14 protein-coding genes are annotated in these 18,929 nt (G+C 67.3%); 12 read left to right on the forward strand and 2 right to left on the reverse strand.

The window, feature by feature from the left end; genetic code table 11:
- The first annotated feature begins 72 nt into the window (after positions 1-72).
- From GOQ09_RS17995 to GOQ09_RS18010, 4 genes are all read left to right on the forward strand, one after another.
- Entirely contained in the window at positions 73-1,353 is a 1,281-nt protein-coding gene (locus GOQ09_RS17995; protein ID WP_157614754.1) for a nitrate regulatory protein, read from the forward strand.
- Positions 1,354-1,711: 358 nt separating this feature from the next.
- Entirely contained in the window at positions 1,712-2,956 is a 1,245-nt protein-coding gene (locus GOQ09_RS18000) for a CmpA/NrtA family ABC transporter substrate-binding protein (protein ID WP_157614755.1), read from the forward strand.
- Positions 2,957-2,978: 22 nt separating this feature from the next.
- A complete protein-coding gene (gene ntrB / locus GOQ09_RS18005; protein ID WP_157614756.1) occupies positions 2,979-3,917 on the forward strand; it encodes a nitrate ABC transporter permease in 939 nt (312 codons plus the stop codon).
- A 55-nt stretch (positions 3,918-3,972) separates the two neighbouring features.
- The gene (locus GOQ09_RS18010) at positions 3,973-4,782 is read left to right on the forward strand and encodes an ABC transporter ATP-binding protein (protein ID WP_157614757.1); all 810 of its coding nucleotides are present in this window, start codon (positions 3,973-3,975) and stop codon (positions 4,780-4,782) included.
- Between the two features lie 25 nt (positions 4,783-4,807).
- Here GOQ09_RS18010 and GOQ09_RS18015 read toward each other — a convergent pair whose 3' ends face one another.
- Complete coding sequence (locus GOQ09_RS18015; RefSeq protein ID WP_157614758.1) at positions 4,808-6,100, reverse strand: ANTAR domain-containing protein; 1,293 nt, start codon at positions 6,098-6,100, stop codon at positions 4,808-4,810.
- 257 nt (positions 6,101-6,357) lie between these two features.
- Between GOQ09_RS18015 and GOQ09_RS18020 the strand changes: the two genes are divergently transcribed.
- Positions 6,358-7,623 carry an MFS transporter gene (locus GOQ09_RS18020; protein ID WP_157614759.1) on the forward strand — a complete coding sequence of 422 codons (1,266 nt, stop codon included), beginning with the start codon at positions 6,358-6,360 and terminating at the stop codon, positions 7,621-7,623.
- Positions 7,624-7,640: 17 nt separating this feature from the next.
- On the opposite strand, the gene GOQ09_RS18025 is transcribed toward GOQ09_RS18020, so the two are convergent.
- Positions 7,641-9,341, reverse strand: a complete 1,701-nt coding sequence (locus GOQ09_RS18025) for a bifunctional protein-serine/threonine kinase/phosphatase (RefSeq protein ID WP_157614760.1) — start codon at positions 9,339-9,341, stop codon at positions 7,641-7,643.
- A gap of 84 nt (positions 9,342-9,425) precedes the next feature.
- Here GOQ09_RS18025 and nirB point away from each other — a divergent pair, with 84 nt between their 5' ends.
- The 7 genes from nirB to GOQ09_RS18060 all read left to right on the forward strand — a co-directional run bounded on the left by nirB (position 9,426) and on the right by GOQ09_RS18060 (position 18,905).
- Complete coding sequence (gene nirB, locus GOQ09_RS18030) at positions 9,426-11,882, forward strand: nitrite reductase large subunit NirB (protein WP_157614761.1); 2,457 nt, start codon at positions 9,426-9,428, stop codon at positions 11,880-11,882.
- A 14-nt stretch (positions 11,883-11,896) separates the two neighbouring features.
- The gene (locus GOQ09_RS18035) at positions 11,897-12,676 is read left to right on the forward strand and encodes a type IV pili methyl-accepting chemotaxis transducer N-terminal domain-containing protein (protein WP_157614762.1); all 780 of its coding nucleotides are present in this window, start codon (positions 11,897-11,899) and stop codon (positions 12,674-12,676) included.
- A 10-nt stretch (positions 12,677-12,686) separates the two neighbouring features.
- On the forward strand, positions 12,687-13,112 hold the full coding sequence (gene nirD, locus GOQ09_RS18040; protein ID WP_157614763.1) for a nitrite reductase small subunit NirD: 426 nt from the start codon (positions 12,687-12,689) through the stop codon (positions 13,110-13,112).
- Positions 13,113-13,134: 22 nt separating this feature from the next.
- Positions 13,135-15,930: a nitrate reductase gene (locus tag GOQ09_RS18045; protein WP_157614764.1), complete on the forward strand. Its 2,796-nt coding sequence runs from the start codon at positions 13,135-13,137 to the stop codon at positions 15,928-15,930.
- 67 nt (positions 15,931-15,997) lie between these two features.
- A complete protein-coding gene (gene ybiB / locus GOQ09_RS18050; RefSeq protein ID WP_157614765.1) occupies positions 15,998-16,903 on the forward strand; it encodes a DNA-binding protein YbiB in 906 nt (301 codons plus the stop codon).
- Complete coding sequence (gene cobA / locus GOQ09_RS18055; protein ID WP_157614766.1) at positions 16,900-17,712, forward strand: uroporphyrinogen-III C-methyltransferase; 813 nt, start codon at positions 16,900-16,902, stop codon at positions 17,710-17,712. Before ybiB ends, cobA begins: the two co-directional genes overlap by 4 nt.
- A 167-nt stretch (positions 17,713-17,879) precedes the next feature.
- On the forward strand, positions 17,880-18,905 hold the full coding sequence (locus GOQ09_RS18060; protein ID WP_157614767.1) for an ABC transporter ATP-binding protein: 1,026 nt from the start codon (positions 17,880-17,882) through the stop codon (positions 18,903-18,905).
- Positions 18,906-18,929 lie beyond the last annotated feature (24 nt).

Below are 18,929 nucleotides of genomic sequence, written 5' to 3' on the forward strand. Positions count from 1 at the left end.
AGGAGTGTAGGCGGCACGGAATGCCCGTGCGGCACGGATGTTGCAGCACGCCTTTTGCCTCCCCTCCCCGCCATGAAATCCGGACTGAATTTCCTGATCGCCGCCAGAAAGTGCGAAATTGACGAGCTCGACCAGCTCGCGCGCACCAGCGACCTGGTCGGGCTGATCGCGCGGCTCGTTCATGCGCTGCAGCGGGAGCGCGGCATGTCCAACGTGTTTCTCGCCTCTCGCGGGGTCCGCTTCGCCGACCAGCGCGATCCGCAGATCGCAGAATGCTTGGCGCTCGAACAGGAGGTGCGCGCTGGCTTCGACCAGCTCGAAACCGAAGGCCGACCGGGCGCCACCGCGGGCAATAGCGCCCGCCTCTTCAGCCGCATTGCCTGGGTGCTTCCCGGCCTGGACGGCTTGCCCGCGCTACGCCGCCGCGTTGCTGCGCTCGAACTGACGCCCGCCCAGGCCACCGCCGCTTTCGCCAAGCTCGTTGCAGGCCTGCTGGCGGTGGTGTTCGAGGCCGCCGACGGCGCGACGGACCCCGAAATTTCGCGCCTGCTCGTCGCGATGTTCAACTTCATGCAGGGCAAGGAATTTGCCGGCCAGGAGCGCGCCTTCGGAGCCGCGTCGTTGGCAGTGGGGCGTGCCGACGAGGCGCAGCGCCAGCAATGGCTGCACCTCATCGAGCTGCAGGAGCGCTGCTTCCAGGTCTTCATCGACTTTTCGAGCAGCGGCGTGCTTGCGCTCTGGCACCAAAGCCAGTCCGACGCCGTCATGGCCGAGATCGAGCGCCTGCGCCGCATGAGCGTGACCTCGGCCCAGGCGGCTTCGTCGGCCGCGCCCGACGCCCGGCTGAGCCAGACGTGGTTCGACTGCTGCACCCGCCGCATCGACGCCATGAAAACCGTCGAGCATCGGTTGGCCGAAGAACTGCGCGAACTCTGCGCCCGCAAGATTGCACAGGCACGCGGCGAACTGCAGAAGTACCAAGAGGTGCTCGGCACCCTTGCGCCGCAAACGGAAGGCGCCGTCTTCTTCGACGACACCGGCACCGAGGCCACGGCACCGGCCCAATACGGACGGCACCTCGAACGCTCGGTGCTCGACATGGTGCAGGAGCAATCGCACCGCCTGCAGGCCATGAGCGAAGAGCTCGAAACCGTTCGCGCCTCGCTCAACGAGCGCAAGCTGGTCGAACGCGCCAAGGGCCTCCTGATGGCCCACCGCCGCATGAGCGAGAACGAAGCCCACAAGATGCTGCTGCAGACTGCCATGAACCAGAAGCGCCGGCTCGTGGATGTGGCCGAGTCGATGCTCGCCATGGCCGACTACCTGCCCCTGGACACGGCATCACGGCGCTGAACAGCCGCCCGCATGCGTTCGAAATGGTGCGGCGCACAACAAGCGTGCATGGCAACCACTTTCCGCCTCAGGTGACCTGCGCACCGGCTGGCAGTCGCTCTTTTGCTGCCTATTCAATAGCAAGGCGATAGCAAAAAGAGGCCGACAAAGCTGGCACGCAGTTTGCTGAAGTAGTACATGGACCCCTGGGTCCGAGGCAGGCAGCACCCAACGGCGGGTGTTGCCCACCGAAATTGGACAAAGGCGTCCCCCATCCCGCAAGGGCTCGTTTTCGAGCAGCCCCTGCGCGGTGCGGGACGCCTTTTTTGTTTTTGTTCTTCCTTTTGTTTGTTGTTGTTCTTCAACCGGAGCCCGCCACATGACCGACCTGCTGAAAACCCGCCTCAGCCGCCGCCGCGTACTGCAAGCCGCCGCCATTGGCGCCGTGGGAATCGATCCCGCCCTGCGCGCCGCCGTCTGGGCCCAGGGCTCCGACAAGCCGGAAAAGGAAGAAGTGAAGATCGGCTTCATTCCCCTGACCGATTGCGCCAGCGTCGTGATGGCCTCCGTGCTCGGCATCGACAAGAAGTACGGCGTGAAGATCGTGCCCAGCAAGGAAGCCAGTTGGGCCGGCGTGCGCGACAAGCTCTCCAACGGCGACCTGGACATGGCGCACGTGCTCTACGGCCTGGTCTACGGCATGCACCTGGGCCTGAGCGGCCCCAAGAAGGACATGGCCGTGCTCATGACCCTCAACAACAATGGCCAGGCCATCACGCTGTCGAAAAAGCTCGCGGACAAGGGCGCGGTCGATGCCGCCTCGCTCGCCAAGCTCATCGCCACCGAAAAGCGCGAATACACCTTTGCGCAGACCTTTCCCACCGGTACCCACGCGATGTGGCTCTACTACTGGCTGGCCTCGGCTGGCATCGATCCGTTCAAGGACGTCAAGAACATCACCGTGCCGCCTCCGCAGATGGTGGCCAACATGCGCGTGGGCAACATGGACGGCTATTGCGTGGGCGAGCCCTGGGGCCAGCGCGCCATCATGGACGGCATCGGTGTAACGGCCATCACCACGCAGGACATCTGGAAGGACCATCCGGAAAAGGTGCTCGGCACCACGGGCGACTTCGTCAAGAAGTACCCCAACACCGCGCGCGCCGTCACCGCAGCCATCATCGAGGCTGGCAAGTGGATCGACACCGGCCTGCAGAACAAGAACAAGATGGCCGAGACCATTGCCGACAAGAGCTACGTCAACACCAGCGTGGACGCCATCAACCAGCGCATCCTGGGCCGCTACGTCAACGGCATGGGCAAGAGCTGGGACGACCCCAACCACATGAAGTTCTACAACGGCGGCGCCGTGAGCTTCCCCTACCTGTCGGACGGCATGTGGTTCCTCACGCAGCACAAGCGCTGGGGCCTGCTGAAGGAGCATCCGGACTACCTGAAGGTGGCCACCGAGATCAACCGCATCGACATCTACAAGCAGGCCGCCGCCGCCACGCAGACGCCGGTCCCCAAGGACGTGATGCGCACCAGCAAGCTGTTCGACGGCTCCGTGTGGGACGGCAAGGACCCGAAGAAATATGCCGACTCTTTCAAGATCCACGTCTGAGACGCCTGAGGAGAAACACATCATGGTCAGTGCCGTCTTCCATTCGCCCCTGGATGCCTCGCTCCCTCTCCCGCGTGCGGGAGAGGGCCGGGGTGAGGGTTCGCCCCGCGCCGAAGCCGCCCCCCTCGCCGCCCCACTGCCCAAAGTGGAGAGGGAGCAAAAGCAACGCACATCCATCGACCTGCGCGCATTCTGGATGCGCGTGCTGCCGCCGCTCGCGGGCTTCGGCCTGCTGGTGCTGATCTGGGAGCTGGTCGCCATGAAGAGCACCACCGGCTTTCCCTCGCCGCTCGCCACCTGGCAGCAGGCGCTCACGGTGTTCAGCGATCCGTTCTACAGCAAGGGCCCGAACGACCAGGGCGTAGGCTGGAACGTGCTCTCGTCGCTGCAGCGCGTGGCGCTGGGCTTCGGGCTCGCGGCAGCGGTCGGTATTCCCGCGGGCTTTGCCATTGGGCGCTTCGAGTTTCTGTCGCGCATGTTCAATCCGCTGATCAGCCTGCTGCGCCCGGTGTCGCCGCTGGCCTGGCTGCCGATCGGCCTGCTGGTGTTCAAGGGCGCCAATCCGGCCGCCATCTGGACCATCTTCATCTGCTCGATCTGGCCGATGGTGATCAACACCGCCGTGGGCGTGCAGCGGGTGCCGAGCGACTACATGAACGTGGCCAAGGTGCTCAACCTCAGCGAATGGAAGATCTTCACCAAGATCCTGTTCCCCGCCGTGCTGCCCTACATGCTGACCGGCGTTCGCCTGGCCGTGGGCACCGCCTGGCTGGTGATCGTCGCGGCCGAAATGCTCACCGGCGGCGTCGGCATCGGCTTCTGGGTGTGGGACGAGTGGAACAACCTCAACGTCGCCAACATCATCATCGCGATCTTCGTCATCGGCATCGTCGGCCTGGTGCTGGAGTTCGCGCTCATCAAGCTTGCAACCGCATTCACGTTCGAAGAGGTGAAGTCATGAGCCGCACGGCCGTTCCGAAGGCGAATACCGCAGCGCTGCTGCGCGGAGGTTTCCAATGAATGATGATTCGAAGTACATCGAGATCCACAACGTCGAGCAGCGCTTCAAGACCGCCAAGGGCAGCTTCCTGGCACTGCAGGGCATCAACCTGAACGTGGCCAAGGGCGAGTTCATCACGCTCATCGGGCACTCGGGCTGCGGCAAGTCGACGTTGCTGAACCTGATTGCCGGACTGACGACGCCCACGCAAGGCGTGCTTCTGTGCGCCAACCGCGAAATCAAGGGCCCCGGCCCGGAGCGCGCGGTGGTTTTCCAGAACCACTCGCTGCTGCCCTGGCTCACCTGCTTCGAGAACGTGTACCTCGCGGTCGAACGCGTCTTTGCCGCCACCGAGAGCAAGGCGCAGTTGCGCGCACGTACCGATGCGGCGCTTGCGATGGTCGGCCTGACACCCGCCGCGCAAAAGCGCCCCGGCGAAATCTCGGGCGGCATGAAGCAGCGCGTGGGCATTGCACGCGCGCTCTCCATGGAACCCAAGGTGCTGCTGATGGACGAACCCTTCGGCGCCCTGGACGCGCTCACGCGCGCCAAGCTGCAGGACGAACTGCTCGGTATCGTGCAGAAGACCCAGAGCACCGTCGTCATGGTTACGCACGACGTCGACGAAGCGGTGCTGCTGAGCGACCGCATCGTGATGCTCACCAACGGTCCGGCCGCCACCATCGGCGACGTGCTGAAGGTCGACATCGCACGTCCGCGCAACCGCGTCGAACTGGCTGAAGATCCGACCTACGTGCACGCCCGCAAGGCTGTGATCGACTTTCTCTACACGCGCCAGGCGCACGTGGAGAAGGTGGCGGCCTGACACCACCGGCACGGCACAACCGGAGTCAGGACATGATGACTTGCAGGCTGTGCTCGTACCAGGCGGTGAGGCGCTCGAAGGTGTCGACCAGCGCTTCGCTGGACCGCACCAGCGTGGCGCGGCCCTCGGGGCTCTCGAGCGCCTGCACGCCGCCGACCAGGCGCAGCCATTCGTCGCGCGCGGCGGCCAATGCGGCGCGAATCTCGGGTGAACTGAGCGGCGCGCGCTCCAGTTCCAGCAGCGCCGCCTCGAACTCGTTCATCGTCGGCAACAGGCGCTCGCGCGAAGTACCCGCGGCAAGCGTCGAGGCCAGCAACGCGTCCTTGGCCAGCCGCTGTGCGCGCATGCGCTGCCGCCCGCAGATGTTGACGATGCGCAGCGCACGCCGCGCGCCGGAGGCTTCGAGCGCATCGGTCAGCGCCTCGGCAGCGGCAAGCAGTTCGTCGCCGCGCTTGTCGATATCGGCCAGTGCCTGCGGCACCGCGCGCGCCGCCAGCGCGGCGGAAAGCCCGCTCCACGCGTCCTGCACATCGCCCAGCGCGCCCGCGCCCGGGGCGCCGAGCTCTAGGGTGGCCAGATGATCCAGGTTCTGCTGCACCCGCTCGACCGATTGCGTGCGCAAGACGCGCGCGCGCTGCACGTCGATGCCGGCGAGCATCTGCGCCGCAATCCGCACCAACCGCTGCGACAGCATGCGCAATTGCCCGGCACGGTTGATCGCGTCGGCCCACTGCGCCGCCTCGATCACCGAGCGCGACACCTCGCCCAGCCGCAGGTTGGCATGCATGGCAGCCCCGCGCAGCAAGCCGAAGGCCTCGTCCTCGCCGATGCCGCGGGACGACATCAGCAGGCCCTTGGCGCGGTCGACCCACTTGCGTTCGTCCATGCGCGTGCGCAGGCCGTCGAGTTCGGTGCGCAGCGCCACCTCGCGGTCCCGCCTGGCTTGCGCCAGCGCCATCAGCGCGCGAAGCGAGACGCCATCGCAAGCTTGCATCGGCAGCCATGCGTGCACGCCGAGAGCAACCAGCGCTTCGTGCTGCGCGCTGTCCAGCGGCGCGCTGACGAGGCTCAGCCCGCAAGGAGGCGCGCCCTTCCATTCGCCGACGGCGTCGAGCAACGCCTGCAGCTGTTGCGCCGGTGCGGGCAGCCAAGCCACCGCCTGTTGCGGTGCAAGCGCACCCACCTTCTGCACCAGCGTGTGGCAGGTGACCCGCTCGACGGCAGCGACACCGGCGGTCGCGAGGGCCTGCTGCAGAGGCTCCGGCAGCGGCGCGGATTCGGCGAAATCATTGGGCAGAACGACGAGAAGGGACATCATGAAAAAGCGGTTGGAGGCACGGCAAGCATAGGCCACGCCCGCGCATTTGCGCAGGCACGTCTCTTGCATCGATCAGGATGCGGTGTAACGAAGCACCGCTTTGGTGAGGCTGCAGGCTCCTGCATCCATCCTGGCTGCGCAATGGCCGGGAAGCACCCCCACGCCGACAGCGTCCGCTGCCGGCATTCCGCCCCAACCCTGTCCGTCGACACGGCCCTCCAAAGGCTGCGCCGCGGCATTTCGCACGATTGAACGCCATGTCCAGTTTCAGGACCTTCTTGCACTCAGGCCACGGCCCGACGCTGTTCGCGGCCTTTCTGTACTTCTCGTTCTCCTGCTGCATCTGGGTGCTCAACGGCGCCATGGCGCCGTTCATCGGCGAAACCTTCGATCTTTCGCCCGCGCAAAAAGGCCTGATGCTCTCGGTGCCCATCATCGCGGGCGCGCTCATGCGCTTTCCGCTGGGCATCCTCTCGCAATACATCGGCCGCAAGAACGCCACCATGGTCGAGATGGGCATGATCGCCGTGGCGATGCTGTTCGGCTTCTTCTTCGTGAAGAGCTTCAACGACCTGCTCGCCATGGGCGTGCTGCTGGGCATTGCGGGCGCCAGCTTCGGCGTGGCGCTTTCGCTCGGTTCGGGCTGGTTTCCGCCGCAGCACAAGGGCCTGGCCATGGGACTGGTGGGTGCGGGCAACGTGGGCACGGCGGTGTCGGTGCTGGTGGCCCCGCCGCTTGCGCAGTGGCTCGGGTGGCAGGCGGTGTATGCCGTGGCGGCGGCCGCCATCCTGGTGCCGATGGTCGTGATGGTGGTGTTCGCCAAGGAGCCGCCGGACGTCGACAGCCACGCGAGCTTTCGCGAGCACATTGCCTGCCTGTTCGAGAAAGACGGCTGGGTGTTCAGCCTTATCTACGGCGTGACCTTCGGCGGTTTCATCGGCCTTACCACCTTCCTGCCCTCTTACTACTACGACCAGTTCGGCGTGAGCAAGGTGCAGGCGGGGCAGCTCACGATGCTGGCGGCCTTCATGGGCGCCGCGGTGCGCATCGTCGGCGGCTGGATCTCCGACCGCTGGGGCGGCGTGAACACGCTCACGGTGGTGCTGGTGGTGGTGGCCGTCGGGCTGGCGCTGGTGGGCATCTCGTCGTCCTCTCTTGCACTCACTACCCTGCTTCTGATCTTGTGCTTTGCCGCGCTGGGCGCAGGCAACGGCGCGCTGTTCCAGCTGGTGCCGCTGCGCTGGCCCACCAGCACCGCTGTGGCCGGTTCGATGATCGGCGAGATCGGCGCACTGGGCGGCGGCCTGGTGCCCAACGCCATGGGCCTGTCGAAGCAATACCTGGGCAGCTACGTCTGGGGCTTCGTGTTCTTCGGCGCGCTGTCGCTTGTCATGTTGGGCGTGATGCGGGTGATGCAGATCCGCTGGACCCGCACCTGGGCCGAAAAGGGCGGCCGCGCGCGCACCACGCCCTCACCGGCCCCGGCCAAGTACACCGCTCCACCGAAGGCGACGCGGCCATGACCCTTTTCCGTTCGCCGTCAGCGTGGCAGAAAAAGCAGCCACACCACGAGCAGTGCGTTGAACAGCAGCGACACGGCGAGCGCGATCTTGTAGAGCGCGGCCGGGTCGCGGCGGATCAGCGGCGTGGCGGGCGGCGCACCGACCGGGCGGGAAGCGCCCCGCTCCAGGGCGAGCAGCATTTCCTCCGCGGTTTCGAAACGCTCGCGCGGATCGCGCGCAACGGCCTTGCGCACCAGATGGTCGAGCCACACGGGCACATCGGGCCGCAGGCGGGAGAGCGCGGCCGGGTCGCGGCGGTAGCGCGCCACCTGGTAGGGCTCGATCTCTCCGTAGGGCAAGTGTCCGCCGAGCCACTGATACAGCGTGACGCCGAGCGCGAACAGGTCGCTGCCGGTGTCGGCATGCGCGCCCTCCCATTGCTCGGGATTGATGTAGCTGGGCGTGCCCGCATGCAGTTCGCGCTGGGCCGCACCTTCGCGGCCCGACAGCGCCACGCCCAGGTCGAGAATGCGCCAGCGGCCGTCGTCGCCCAGGTGCAGGTTGCCGGGCTTGATGTCGCGGTGCACCACGCCGTGGCGGTGCAGCCGGCCCAGGGCCTTGGTCACGTCGATGGCCGCGGCAACCACATCGGCCACCGCGCCGCGAGCGCCGGACTTGCGCATCTGCTCCAACGTGCGTCCGCCATGCCAGTCGAACACGATGTAGAGCGCGCTGGCGTTCTCGGCACGCTCGTGCACGCGCACGAACCCGCCGCTTCCCACGCGCTGGCCCAGCCAGGCTTCGTGCGCGAGCATCGCGCGCTCCTGCGGATCGCTGGCGCGCGAGGGGTGCAGTGTCTTGAGCGCGACCAGTTCGCGCGTGGAGGCGTTGCGCGCCTGGTAGAGCAGATGCACGCCGGTGTCGGCCACCAGGGCGGTGACCACGTAGCCGTCGAGCACGTCGCCCACCTTCAACAAGGGCGGCGGCGCCAGGCGGCGTCCGTCGCCGAGCTCGTCGTCCAGCTGCCGCGGATCGAGGCCGACCACGCGAATGACCAATGCAGTCGCGTTGTCGCGCGTCGCGGCATCGAGCGCCGCATTCACCAGCGCCTCGCTTGCCTGCTCGGCGCTGCCCTGCAAGGCGAGCGCGGCCAGGCGCTGCGGCTTGAGCACGCCGTGCACACCGTCGGACGTGAGCACGAAGCAATCGCCCACGCGCACATCTCCCTGCGCGTAGTCGACACGCACCTGGTCGTCCAGGCCGATGGCACGCGTCAAGCGGCTGCGCATGTCGGGATGCTCGAAGGCATGGTCCTGCGTGAGCGGCATGGCCGGCTCGCCGTCGGCGCGAACACGCCATGCGCGCGTGTCGCCCACGTGGGCCAGCGTGTAGCTCTGGCCGTGCAGCACCAGTGCCGTCAGCGTGGTGAGCGCAGTCGCGCTGCCCTGGCGCCGGCGGTTGTGATCGGCAAGCCAGGCGTTCTGCGCCGCCACCAGGCGGTCGAGCGCGGCGGTCGGCTCCCAGGTGGCGGGCGTGGCGAAGTAGTCGGCCAAGAGGCCCATCACGGTGGTCTGCGCCGCTTCCAGGCCGCGTCCGCCGGTGGACACGCCGTCGGCAATGGCGGCAATGAGCCCGCGCGACTCGTCCCCCGGCGGTGCGTTGACGGCACCGGCAAAGTCTTCGTTCACTTCGCGCGGTCCGCGCTGGCTGCTGTAGCCGATGTCCACTTCAAAGCTCATGGCGCCATTCTCCATGTGCTTTCCACGCACTTTGCACGCGCACCGCGCGCTTCCTTTGCTTGATACGTTGAAAGGCCCCACCCCATGCACAAACTCAAGCTCGTGATGGTCGGCAACGGCATGGCCGGCGTGCGCACCCTGGAAGAGCTCCTGAAGCTCGCCCCGGACATGTACGACATCACCGTCTTCGGTGCCGAGCCGCACCCCAACTACAACCGCATCCTCCTGTCGCCCGTGCTGGCCGGCGAGCAGACCGTGGACGAGATCGTGCTCAACAGCTGGGAGTGGTACTCGGACAACCACATCACCCTGCACGCCGGCAAGAAGGTCGTCGAAGTCGACCGCGTCAAGCGCATCGTGCGCGCCGTCGACTCGCAGGGCGCCGTCACCGAGGCCGCCTACGACCGCCTCCTGATGTGCACCGGCTCCAACCCCTTCATGCTCCCCGTGCCCGGCAAGGACCTGAAGGGCGTCATCGCCTACCGCGACATCGCCGACACCGACTACATGATCGAGACCGCCCGCACCCACAAGAATGCGGTCGTCATCGGCGGGGGCCTCTTGGGCCTGGAGGCGGCCAACGGCCTCATGCTGCGCGGCATGAACGTCACCGTGGTGCACGTCATGCCCTGGCTCATGGAGCGCCAGCTCGATGACGTGGCCGGCAAGCTCCTGCAGAAGTCTTTGGAAGACCGGGGCCTCGCGTTCCTCATCGGCGCCCAGACCCAGGAGCTCGTGGGCGACGCCGAGGACGGCAAGGCCGGCCGGGTCCGTGCCATCCGCTTCAAGGACGGCACCGAGGTGGCCGCCGACCTGGTCGTCATGGCCGTGGGCATCCGCCCCAACACCGAGCTGGCCGAGAAGATGCGCCTGCACTGCAACCGCGGCATCGTGGTCAACGACACCATGCAGACCGTGACCGATGCGCGCATCTACTCGGTGGGCGAATGCGCCGCCCACCGCGGCATCGCCTACGGGCTGGTGGCCCCCCTCTTCGAGCAGGCCAAGGTCGCGGCCAACCACCTGGCGCAGTTCGGCATCGGCCGCTACCTGGGCTCGCTCACCTCCACCAAGCTCAAGGTCACGGGCATCGATCTCTTCTCGGCCGGCGAGTTCATGGGCGGCGAAGGCACCGAGGAGATCGTCATGAGCGACCCCTTCGGCGGGGTCTACAAGAAGCTGGTGATCAAGGACGACAAGCTGGTGGGCGCCTGCCTGTACGGCGACACGGTGGACGGCAGCTGGTACTTCAAGCTCCTGCGCGACGGGCGCAGCGTGCACGACATCCGCGACAAGCTGATGTTCGGCGAGTCCAACATCGGCGACACCGGCCACGAGGGCCACAACAAGGCCGCCAGCATGCCCGACGAGGCCGAGGTGTGCGGCTGCAACGGCGTGACCAAGGGCACCATCTGCAAGGCGATCAAGGAAAAGGGCCTGTTCACGCTGGACGAGGTCAAGAAGCACACCAAGGCCAGCGCCAGCTGTGGTTCCTGCACCGGGCTGGTGGAGCAGATCCTGATGTTCACCGCCGGCGGCGACTATTCGGCCACGCCCAAGAAGAAGGCGGTGTGCGGCTGCACCGACGCGAGCCACCAGGAGGTGCGCGACGCCATCAGGAAGGAACACCACCTGACGCACGACGCGGTGTACCGCCACCTGGGCTGGCGCACGCCCAACGGCTGCGCGACCTGCCGCCCGGCGGTGAACTACTACCTGATCAGCACCTGGCCCAAGGAGGCCAAGGACGATCCGCAGAGCCGCTTCATCAACGAGCGCAGCCACGCCAACATCCAGAAGGACGGCACCTATTCCGTGATTCCGCGCATGTGGGGCGGCCACACCACGCCGGATGAGCTGCGGCGCATCGCGGATGCGGCGGACAAGTACCAGATTCCCACCGTCAAGGTCACGGGCGGCCAGCGCATCGACCTCTTGGGGGTGAAGAAGGAGGACCTGGAGGGGGTGTGGAAGGACATCGGCATGCCGTCGGGCTTTGCCTATGCCAAGAGCCTGCGCACGGTGAAGACCTGCGTGGGCAGCGAGTGGTGCCGCTTCGGCACGCAGGATTCCACCCAGATGGGCAAGGACCTGGAGCGGGCGCTGTGGGCGATGTATTCGCCGCACAAGGTGAAGCTGGCGGTCTCGGGCTGCCCGCGCAACTGCGCGGAGGCGGGGATCAAGGACGTGGGGGTGATCGGGGTCGACTCCGGCTGGGAGCTGTACGTGGGCGGCAACGGCGGCATCAAGACCGAAGTGGCGCAGTTCCTGGTGAAGGTGAAGACGGCCGAGGAGGTGATGGAGTACTCGGGGGCGTTCCTGCAGCTGTACCGCGAGGAAGGCTGGTACCTGGAGCGCACGGTGCACTACATCGGGCGGGTGGGGCTGGACTATGTGAAGAAGAAGATCCTGGAAGACGCCGAAGGCCGCACGGCGCTGTGGGAGCGGCTGCAGTTCGCGTTGGACGGGGAGCCCGATCCGTGGTTCGAGTCGAGCCAGGCGTCTGTGGATGTGCGGCAGTTCACGCCGCTCACCGCGTAAGCGGGGGACGCTGCTTGAAAAGACGACTCTTCATCGCTTCTTCCGCGCTTGCCGCGGTGGGTGCCCACGCGCAGGTGGCCGACCTCAACGACGCCATCAACAAGGCGGGCCGCCAGCGCATGCTGTCGCAGCGTGCGAGCAAGGCTTACCTCGCGCTGGCGCAGAAAGTGGAAACGCGCAGTGCGCAGCAAGTGCTCGACAAGTCGATTGCCCTGTTCGAAAGGCAATTGACCGAGCTCAAGGCCTTCGCGCCGAGCCCCGCGATCCGCGGCACCTACGATGCGCTCGATGGCGCATGGAGCGAATTCAAGCGCGAGCTCACCCGCCCCGCGCTCGGCAAGGAAGAAGCCGCTCGAATCGTCAAGCTCGATGCCGCCGTGCTCGCGCTTGCAAACCAGGGCACCACGCAGTACGAAACCGCTTCGGGCAAGCCGGTGGGCCGGCTGGTCAATATCGCGGGCCGGCAGCGCATGCTGTCCCAGCGCATGGCCAAGTTCTACCTGGCCGGCGCGATGCAGATCGACACCACCGGCAGCGCGGCAGAAATTGCAAAGGCGCGCGCCGAATTCCTTGCCGCGCTCGAAACCCTGCGCAACGCGCCTGAAGCCACCGCGCAGATCCGCCAGGAACTGGTGCTGGCCGACGCGCAGTGGATGTTTTTCAACCGCGGACTCCAGCGCCTCGAGGGCGCTGCCACCTCACCCGCCCTGATGTCCGACGTGTTCGTGGCCAGCGAGAACCTGCTGGCCATCATGGACCGCGTGACCGGCCTGTATTCCGACCTCAAAACCTAGAGACCCCACCATGAGCGAATGGAAAGCCATCTGCCGTATCGACGACATCCCCGTGCTGGGCGCCCGCCGCGTGGCGCGCCCCGTGGGTGTGGCCGTCGCCGTGTTCCGCAATTCAGAAGACCAGGTGTTCGCGCTGCTCGACCGTTGCCCGCACAAGGGCGGGCCGCTCTCCCAGGGCATCGTGTTCGGCACCAGCGTGGCGTGTCCGCTGCACAACTGGGCCATCGGGCTGGACGACGGGTGTGCCAAGTCGCCCGATGAAGGATGCACGCCGAAGTTTGCCGTGAAGGTTGCCGAGGGCGTGGTGCATCTGGATGCGAAAGAACTCGAGACGCATGCGATCGACCTGGCGCCGCCCCGCGCTGGCCCCGGCGCCGCAACGGCCGGCAAGCTGGGCGACGAGACCTTCGACGTGCAGGCGCCGCACGGCAGCTAGGCGCACAACCAAGGCACGACCCATGGAAGAAACTCGCTCCACCTGCCCCTACTGCGGCGTGGGCTGCGGTGTGATCATCGAGTCCGAAGGCGCGCAGATCACTGGCGTGCGCGGAGACCCCGACCACCCGGCCAACTTCGGGCGCCTTTGCACCAAGGGCTCCACGCTGCACCTCACGGCAACGGCCACGGTCACGCGCCAGACCCGGCTGCTGCAGCCCATGCAGCGCGCCGCGCGCGGCGCCGAGCCGGCGCCCGTGGCGTGGAACACCGCGCTCGACGGCGCGGTCGACAAGTTCGCGCAGGTAATTCGCGACCACGGGCCCGACGCCGTGGGCTTCTATGTCTCGGGCCAGCTGCTCACCGAGGACTACTACGTCTTCAACAAGCTCGCCAAGGGCTTGATCGGCACCAACAACATCGACACCAACTCGCGCCTGTGCATGAGCAGCGCGGTGGCGGGCTACAAGCAGACCCTGGGCGCCGATGCGCCGCCCGCCTGCTACGACGACCTGAAGCACGCCGAGTGCCTTTTCATCGTGGGCAGCAATGCCGCGTGGGCGCACCCGATTCTCTTCCGCCGCATCGAAGACGCGAAGGCCGCGAACCCGGGCATGAAGATCATCGTGGCCGATCCGCGCCGCACCGACACGGTGGAAATTGCCGACCTGTTCCTGCCCATCCAGCCCGGCACCGACGTCATGCTGTTCAACGGCATGCTGCACCTGATGCTTTGGGAAGGCTGGACCGACAACCGCTACATCGCGGCCCACACCACGGGCTTCGATGCGTTGAAGGCCACGGTGCGCGAATGCTCGCCCGACAAGGTGGCGCAGATCTGCGGCATCTCCAAGGACGACCTGCTTGCCGCGGCGCGCATGTTCGCAACCTCGCCCGCCACGCTGAGCCTGTATTGCCAGGGCCTGAACCAATCGTCGAGCGGCACCGCCAAGAATGCGGCGCTGATCAACCTGCACCTGGCCACCGGCCAGATCGGCAAGGCCGGTGCCGGCCCGTTCTCGCTCACCGGCCAGCCCAACGCCATGGGCGGGCGCGAAGTGGGCGGCCTGGCCAACCTGCTGAGCGCGCACCGCGACCTGGCCAACCCGGCGCATCGCGCGGAAGTGGCGGCGCTATGGAACCTGCCCTCCGTGCCCGAGAAGCCCGGCAAGACCGCGGTCGAGATGTTCCAGGCCGCGGCCGACGGCGAAATTCGCGCGCTGTGGATTGCCTGCACCAACCCTGCCCAGTCGATGCCCGACCAGGCCACGGTACGCCGCGCCCTCGAGCGCGCCGAGTTCGTGGTGGTGCAGGAAGCTTTTTCGACCACTTCGACCTGCGCGTTTGCCGACCTGCTGCTGCCCGCCACCACCTGGGGCGAGAAGGAAGGCACCGTGACCAACAGCGAGCGCCGCATCTCGCGTGTGCGCCCCGCGGTAACGGCCCCCGGCGAAGCGCGCCACGACTGGTCGATTGCCGTCGACTTTGCACGCCGGCTCGAACAGCGGCTCGGCCGCCCGGCCACGCTGTTCCCCTACGGTTGCGCCGAACAGGTGTGGAACGAGCATCGCGAATCCACGCGCGGGCGCGACCTCGACATCACCGGCCTGAGCTACGCCATGCTCGAAACCGCCGGGCCCCAGCAGTGGCCGCTGAAGGAAGGCGAGACCACCGGCCGCGCCCGCCTCTACGAAGACGGCGTCTTTCCCACGCCGGATGGCCGCGCACGCTTCGTCGATACCGTCTACAAGCCCGTGGCCGAGGCGCGCGAGGCGCGCTATCCGTTTTCGCTCAACACCGGCCGCTTGCGCGACCAGTGGCACGGCATGAGCCGCACCGGCACGGTCGGCCGCCTGTTCGGCCACGTGGCCGAACCGGTGGTGCAGATGAACGCGCAGGACATGGCGCGCCGCCTTCTGAAAGACGGCGACCTGGTGCACCTCACCTCCAAGCGCGGCTCCATCCTGCTGCCCGCGCGCGCCAGCGCCGAGATCGGCCTGAGCCAGGCTTTCGTCGCCATGCATTGGGGCGAGGAGTACCTGAGCGGCTGCTCGTCGACCGGCACGCCGCTGGCCGGCATCAATGCGCTGACCACGCCGGCTTACTGCCCCACGTCGAAGCAGCCGGAGCTCAAGCACACGCCGGTCAAGATCCTCAAGGCCGAGTTGCCGTGGTCGCTGCTCGCCATGGCCTGGCTGCCGCCCGACGTCGCCTTTGCCGCGCAGCAGGCGCTCAAGCCGCTGATGGCGATGTTTCCGTTTGCCACCTGCGTGCCGTTCTCGGGCAACACGCCTGGCGAAGAGCGCAGCGGCATCCTCTTTCGCGCGGCCGCGCACGACACGCCGGACGACAGCCTGGTCGACCGCATCGAAGGCGTGCTGGGCCTTGGCGCGAGCGATGCCCTGCGCTACGCCGACCGCCGCCGCGGCCAGCGCCGCGTGGCCCGGCTGGTGCGCCGCGCCGACGGCAACGCCGGGCTCGACGCGTTCCTGCTGGGCGGCGACACCAGCGCCGAGGCCTGGATCGGCACCTTGCTGCGCGAGGAAATTCCGGCCCAAACCTACGGCCGGCTGCTGCTGTCGCCGGGCGCCCGCGCGCCGGTGGCGGTGCAGTCCCGCGGGCAAACGGTCTGCACCTGCTTCAACGTGACCGACCTGGCCATCCAGGCCGAACTGGGCCGCTGCAGCGGCACGCCCGAGGAACGGCTGGCCTCGCTGCAGGGCTCGCTGAAGTGCGGCACCAACTGCGGCTCCTGCCTGCCCGAACTCAAGCGCATGGTACGGGCAACGCCGGCGGAGGTCATCGCGGAGGGTGCTTAGAGGGCGCATGGAGGGCATAAGCCGCCTTGCTTTCCGGCATAAGCATTGCGGGACAATCGGGGCACCCATGGGAATCAGCCAATACATCAAGGAAATCGGCCGCGGCGCGCGAGGCGCCAAGCCGCTCACGCGCGAACAGGCCACGGACCTGTTCGGCCAGGTGCTGGACGGCACCGTGACCGACCTCGAAATCGGCGGCTTCTGCCTGGCCATGCGCATCAAAGGCGAAACGCCCGAAGAGATGGCCGGTTTTCTCGATGCGACGCATGCGCGGCTCAACCACGTTCCGGCCGCCGACCGCCCCCTCATCGTGCTGCCGAGCTACAACGGCGCGCGCAAGCTGCCGGTGCTCACGCCGCTGCTCGCGCTGCTGCTCGCCCGCGAGGGACTGCCGGTGCTGGTGCACGGCAGCGCCACCGAAACATCGCGCGTGCTGGCATCGAACGTGCTGGAGGCATTGGACATCCCCATGCTCACGGCCGTCCGAAAAATTGCATGCGGCGAGGTCGGCTTTGCGCCGACCGAACTGCTCAACCCCGCGCTCAAACGGCTGCTCGACGTGCGCCGCGTGGTGGGCCTGCGCAACCCTGGCCACAGCGTGGTCAAGCTGATGCAGCCGACCACAGGGCCCTGCGTGGTCGTGGCAAGCTACACCCATCCGGAATACGCGCGCACCATGGCAGAAACGTTCGAGCTCATGGGCATGACCGCCCTGCTCTCGCGCGGTCTCGAAGGCGAAGTGGTCTCCGACCCGCGCCGCACCGCGCAGATCGACGGCTTTGTGCGCGGCGTGCGCAGCGAGTTGCAGGCCCAGGCCGCCGGCACGTCGAACGAGGTGCCGGGGCTGCCGAAAGAGATCGACGTCGCGACCACGGCCGACTACACGCGCCGCGTGTTGAATGGCGAGCTTCCCGTGCCGGAAGCCATTGCCACCCAGGTCAGGCACATCACCCAACTAGCAGCCCACGCATGAACGCACCCATCTCCCCATTCACCGCCGGAAGCTGCACGCTGGTGGGCGCCGGCCCGGGCGACCCGGAACTGCTGACGATCAAGGCGGTGAAGGCAATCCAGGCCGCCACCGTGCTGCTGGTGGACGACCTCGTGAGCGAGAGCATCCTGGCCTCGTATGCGCGGCCCGATGCGCGGATCGTGCACGTGGGCAAGCGCGGCGGCTGCAAGAGCACGCCGCAGGCGTTCATCGAACGGCTCATGATCACCGCGGCGCGCGACGGCGAAACTGTGGTCCGCCTCAAGGGCGGCGATCCGTTCATCTTCGGTCGCGGCGGCGAAGAGGTCGAGCACCTGCGCGAAGCCGGCATCGAGTGCACGGTGATCAACGGCATCACGGCCGGCCTTGCCGCAGTGACCTCGCTGGGCGTGCCGCTCACCCACCGGGACCACGCGCAGGGCGTGGTGTTCGTCACCGGCCACGCCAAGACCGGTGCCAGCGCGCATGAAGACGCCACCGACTGGCGTGCGCTGGCCGCCACCGCGCACAGCGCGCGGCTCACGCTCGTGATCTACATGGGCGTGGCGGGCGCGGGCCACATCGAACGCGAACTGCTTCAGGGGCTGCCCGGCGACACGCCAGTGGCGGTCATCCAGCACGCGAGCCTGCCGCAGCAGCGCCACGTCACGGCCACGCTCGACCGGCTGCAGGCCTGCATTGCCGAAGGCGGGATGGCGAGCCCGGCGGTCATCGTGGTGGGCGACGTGCTGCGCGGGCTGGCTGCTGCGGCGTTGCCGCTCGGCTCCGACGCCGGCCGGTTCGGCACCTGAGACAACGGAAGAGAAAGCTCGGAAGCCCGGGCTGTTCTCCAAGAAAGCTGCTGAGCCCGGCCTCTTGCATGGGCCCGCAAAGAGCGCTTTGGCACCCAGGTGGCATGGAGCGTGCTTAACGCCAGCATGCTCGTTTTTCGATCGCTTTTCGTGTGCGGCGCCAGCCAATGACCGCCGTCGCCACGCCTCCGCCCGCCGCCGTTGAAATCATTGCCCTGAGCAAGCGCTACGCCGCCGGCACACCACCTGCGGTCGACCAGATCGACCTGCGCATTGCGAGCGGCAGCTATTGCTGCCTGCTGGGCCCGTCAGGTTGCGGCAAGAGCACCACGCTGCGAATGATTGCGGGGCATGAATCGGTCACCAGCGGCGACATCCTGCTGGACAACCGCAACATCACCAACCTGCCAGCCGCCGCGCGCGGCACGGCGATGATGTTCCAGAGCTTTGCGCTGTTCCCGCACCTCTCGGCGGTGGACAACGTGGCCTTCAGCCTCAAGATGAAGGGCACAGGCAAGGCCGAGCGCCAAAAGCGTGCGCGCGACCTGCTGGAGCGGGTGGCGATGGGCCACCTGGCCGACCGCAAGCCCGGCGAACTCTCCGGCGGCCAGCAGCAGCGCGTGGCGCTGGCGCGCGCACTTATTACCGAGCCGCGCGTGCTGCTGCTCGACGAGCCGCTGTCGGCGCTCGACCCCTTCTTGCGCATCCAGATGCGCGCCGAGTTGCGGCGCTGGCAGAAGGAGCTGGGGCTGACTTTCGTTCATGTCACGCACTCGCAGGAAGAAGCGATGGCGCTGGCCGACACCATGGTGGTGATGAACCACGGCGTGATCGAGCAGGTCGGCTCGCCGCACCAGATCTACAACCACCCTGCGAACGAATTCGTGGCGCGCTTCATGGGTGGCCACAACGTATTCGAGACGCCCGCCGGCCCGATTGCGGTGCGCAACGACCACATGCGCATTGAGCGGGCCTCTGGCTCCGGCGGCATTGCCGCGGCCATCACCGATGTCGAATACCAGGGCACCTACGTGCTGCTCGGCCTTGCGCTGGACGCCGCGACGCCCCCGCGCAAGAACGTGTCGGTGCTGCTGGGCGAAGCCGCCTTTCTTGCAAGCCCCTACGCGCCGGGCGATGCGGTGCGTCTTGCATGGGCCGAGACCGATGCGCGCGCGCTCGCCGTAGCAGCGTAGTCCTCCCTTTCCGTTCCGTTCATC

Source organism: Variovorax paradoxus, from assembly GCF_009755665.1.
Taxonomy (GTDB): domain Bacteria; phylum Pseudomonadota; class Gammaproteobacteria; order Burkholderiales; family Burkholderiaceae_C; genus Variovorax; species Variovorax paradoxus_G.